General features: G+C 68.8%; 1 protein-coding gene. It reads right to left on the bottom strand.

The features are described 5' to 3' along the window. Window positions 1-202: hypothetical protein (locus tag OEB96_RS00005; protein ID WP_266213320.1), on the bottom strand; the 202-nt coding region annotated here is incomplete at both ends.

The following is a 202-nucleotide window of genomic DNA, read 5'->3' as shown; positions in this document are numbered from 1 at the left end:
GCGATCACCTGCGCGTAGGGCCCCTCGACGGTGATCGTCTCGAGCCGCTCGGTGCGACCCTGCACCACGCCCGCCACGTAGCCCCACGAGACATCGGTGCGAGCGACATAGTCGAAGCGAACGTGTCGTCGGCTCGCCTCCGAGCCCTTGCCCGCGTAGGCGATCTCGTCGAGCCGCAACGTATACGCATCGGAGCCCCCGG

It is taken from the genome of Paraliomyxa miuraensis, assembly GCF_026337845.1.
GTDB classification, from domain to species: Bacteria; Myxococcota_A; Polyangia; order Nannocystales; family Nannocystaceae; genus Paraliomyxa; species Paraliomyxa miuraensis.
Note: the sequence above shows the minus strand (reverse complement) of the source record. Positions and strands in the feature narration are given on the sequence as shown.